Genomic DNA, 2,683 nt, shown 5'->3' with positions numbered 1-2,683 from the left:
AACAGGGCGGGCTGGACGACATCGACGCGGTCCAGCGGCGGGTTGTCGGGGTGGTCGGGGTCGGTGAGCACGCGGCGCACGGACCAGCCGGTGTGGGGCATGAGGGCGGTGTCGCAGGCGTCGATGGCGGCAGTGAAGGCGGGGTTGTGGGCGTACAGATCGGTGCCCATGCCATGCCACTGGGAGCCCTGGCCGGGGTAGACGAACACAATCTTCCCGCGTGGGGTGGCCGTACCGGTGACGGTGTTGTCGTGGGGTTGGTCGGTGGCCAGAGCGCGCAGGGCTTGCGTGGCTTCCTCGACGGTTGAGGCCAGGACGGCGCCCCGGCTGTCGAAGTGTGTACGGTGCAGGGCCGCGGTGGTGGCCACGGCGCCCAGGTCGGCGGTGTCGTGCTGCTGGAGCCAGTCGGCCCACCGTCCGGCCTGCTCGCGCATGGCGTTCTCGGTGCGCCCGGAGACCACAACCGGTAGCACACCTACGGGAGTTGAGGCCTCTGGTGTTTCGGCGGCCGTTTCGTCGTCCGAGTCGGCGGGGGCCTCTTCGAGGATGACGTGCGCATTGGTGCCGCTCAGGCCGAACGACGACACACCTGCCCGGCGTATGCGCTCGCCGCGCTGCCAGGGCTGGTTGTCCTGGAGCAGTTCCAGCCCGCTGCCGTCCCACTCGATGTGGCTGCTGGGCGCCTCGGCATGCAGCGTCTTGGGAAGGCTCTCGTGTTGCAGTGCCAGGACCATCTTGATGACCCCGGCCACACCGGCGGCGGCCTGCGCGTGCCCGATGTTGGACTTGGACGAGCCCAGATAGAGGGGCCGGTCCGGGTCCCGCTCCGGGCCGAAGATTTCGGTCAGGGCGCCGGCTTCGATCGGGTCGCCCAGCGAGGTGCCGGTGCCATGCGCCTCAATGGCGTCGATGTCGGCGGGGGAGAGGCGCGCGGCCGTCAGCGCCTCCTGGACGACGCGCTGCTGCGAGGGCCCGTTGGGAGCGGTCAAGCCCTGGCTGCGGCCGTCCTGGTTCACTGCCGAACCCTTGATCACCGCGAGTACGTTGTCGCCGTCGCGCCGTGCGTCGGAGAGACGCTTGAGAACCAGTACTCCCGCGCCCTCGGACCAGCCCGCGCCGTCCGCGTCGGCCGAGAAGCTCTTGCACCGTCCGTCCGAGGCCATGCCCTTGAGACGGGAGAACTCCACGAAGATGGCTGGCGTCGACATCACGGTCACACCACCGACGAGCGCCAGTTCGCACTCGCCGGTGCGCAGGGCGTTGATGCCCAGGTGCATCGCGACGAGCGACGAAGAGCAGGCGGTGTCCACGGTGAGCGCCGGGCCCTGGAGCCCCAGCGAGTAGGAGAGACGGCCCGAGATGATGCTGCCCGCGTTGCCGGTGCTGACGTAGCCGTCCAGATCACCCAGACCGGCGTTCTTCCCGTAGTCCGAACTCATGCTGCCGAGGTAGACGCCGGTGCGGCTCTCGGTGAGCGTGTCGGGACGGATGCCCGCCCGCTCCAACGCCTCCCAAGAGGTCTCCAGGACCAGCCGCTGCTGCGGGTCCATCGACTGCGCCTCGCGGGGCGAGATGCCGAAGAACTCGGCGTCGAAGCCTTCGACGTCGGTGAGGAAGCCGCCCTCGCGGGCGTAGCTCTTGCCCACCGCCTCCGGGTCCTCGTCGTAGAGACCCAGGTTCTCCCAGCGCTTGGGGAAGCCGCTGATGGCGTCGCCGCCCTCGGAGAGGAGGTCCCAGAAGGCCTCGGGCGTGTCGATGCCGCCCGGCAGCCGGCACGCCATCGACACGATGGCTACGGGTTCGACCTTCGCCGCACGTTCGGAGGCGAGGTCCTTCTCGGTCTCCAGGAGCGCGTTCGTCGCGCGCCGCAGATAGGTCTCGAGCTTCTGCACTTCGGTCGCGCTCACTTGCCCACTCCAAACTTGCGGTCCAGGAACTCCAGGAGGTCTTCCTGGCTGCTGTCTTCGATGTCGACTTCCGGCTCACCGGGGGTGGCGGCGGTCTTCGCCAGCGCCGCCTGAAGGTCGAAGAACCTGGACACCAGGCCTTCGGATTCGAGTAGTTGGGGCGTCGAGGAACGCAGGAGGTCCGCGAGCTCGCTGATCTGGTCCTTCGTCACCCGGGGTGCCGATGCCGATGCCGATGCGCGTGCGCCGCCCAGCTCCAGCCGGTCGAGGACGAGTCCGGTGATGGCGGTGGGGGTGGGGTGGTCGAAGGCGAGGGTGGCGGGGAGCGGGACGCCGGTCGCGGTGGAGAGGCGTCGGCGCACTTCGACGGCCATGAGGGAGTCGATGCCGAGGTCCTTGAGGACCTGCTGCGCTCCGATGGAGGTGGCGTCGGAGATCCCCAGGACGGTGGCGACCTCGCGCCGCACCAACTCGGTCACTGCCTCGGGCCGGTCGGCTTCGGGCAGCGCCAGCAGCCGGTCGCGCAGCGCGTCCGGGGTGTGCTCGGCCTCGTCCGCGCGTCGCAGTCGGGCACGCACCAGGGACCGGAAGAGCGTGGGTACGTCGCCGCCGCGGTCCTGTTCGCGGTGCAGAGCCGAAAGCTCGAGTCGTACCGGCACCACATGGGGGCGCTCGCTCCTCATCGCGGTGTCGAGGAGGGTGAGTGCTTGGGTGGTGGTGAGGGCGGTGATGCCTTGGCGGCGCATGCGGTTGAGTTCGGGGGTGCCGAGGTGGGC

At 69.7% G+C, this 2,683-nt stretch carries 2 protein-coding genes; both read right to left on the bottom strand.

The window, feature by feature from the left end; genetic code table 11:
- Positions 1-1,907, bottom strand: a 1,907-nt coding sequence (locus AB0E78_RS41800) for a type I polyketide synthase (RefSeq protein ID WP_361844949.1), incomplete at its 3' end; no start/stop codon positions are given.
- Positions 1,904-2,683 (bottom strand): beta-ketoacyl reductase (locus tag AB0E78_RS41795; protein ID WP_361844946.1); only part of this gene is annotated, 780 nt, incomplete at its 5' end. The genes AB0E78_RS41800 and AB0E78_RS41795, both read right to left, overlap by 4 nt.

The organism is Streptomyces sp. NPDC032198 (assembly GCF_040636975.1).
In the GTDB taxonomy this organism is placed as follows: Bacteria; Actinomycetota; Actinomycetes; order Streptomycetales; family Streptomycetaceae; genus Streptomyces.
The sequence above is the reverse complement of the archived record's forward strand: the minus strand, read 5'-3'. Positions and strand labels throughout refer to the sequence as shown.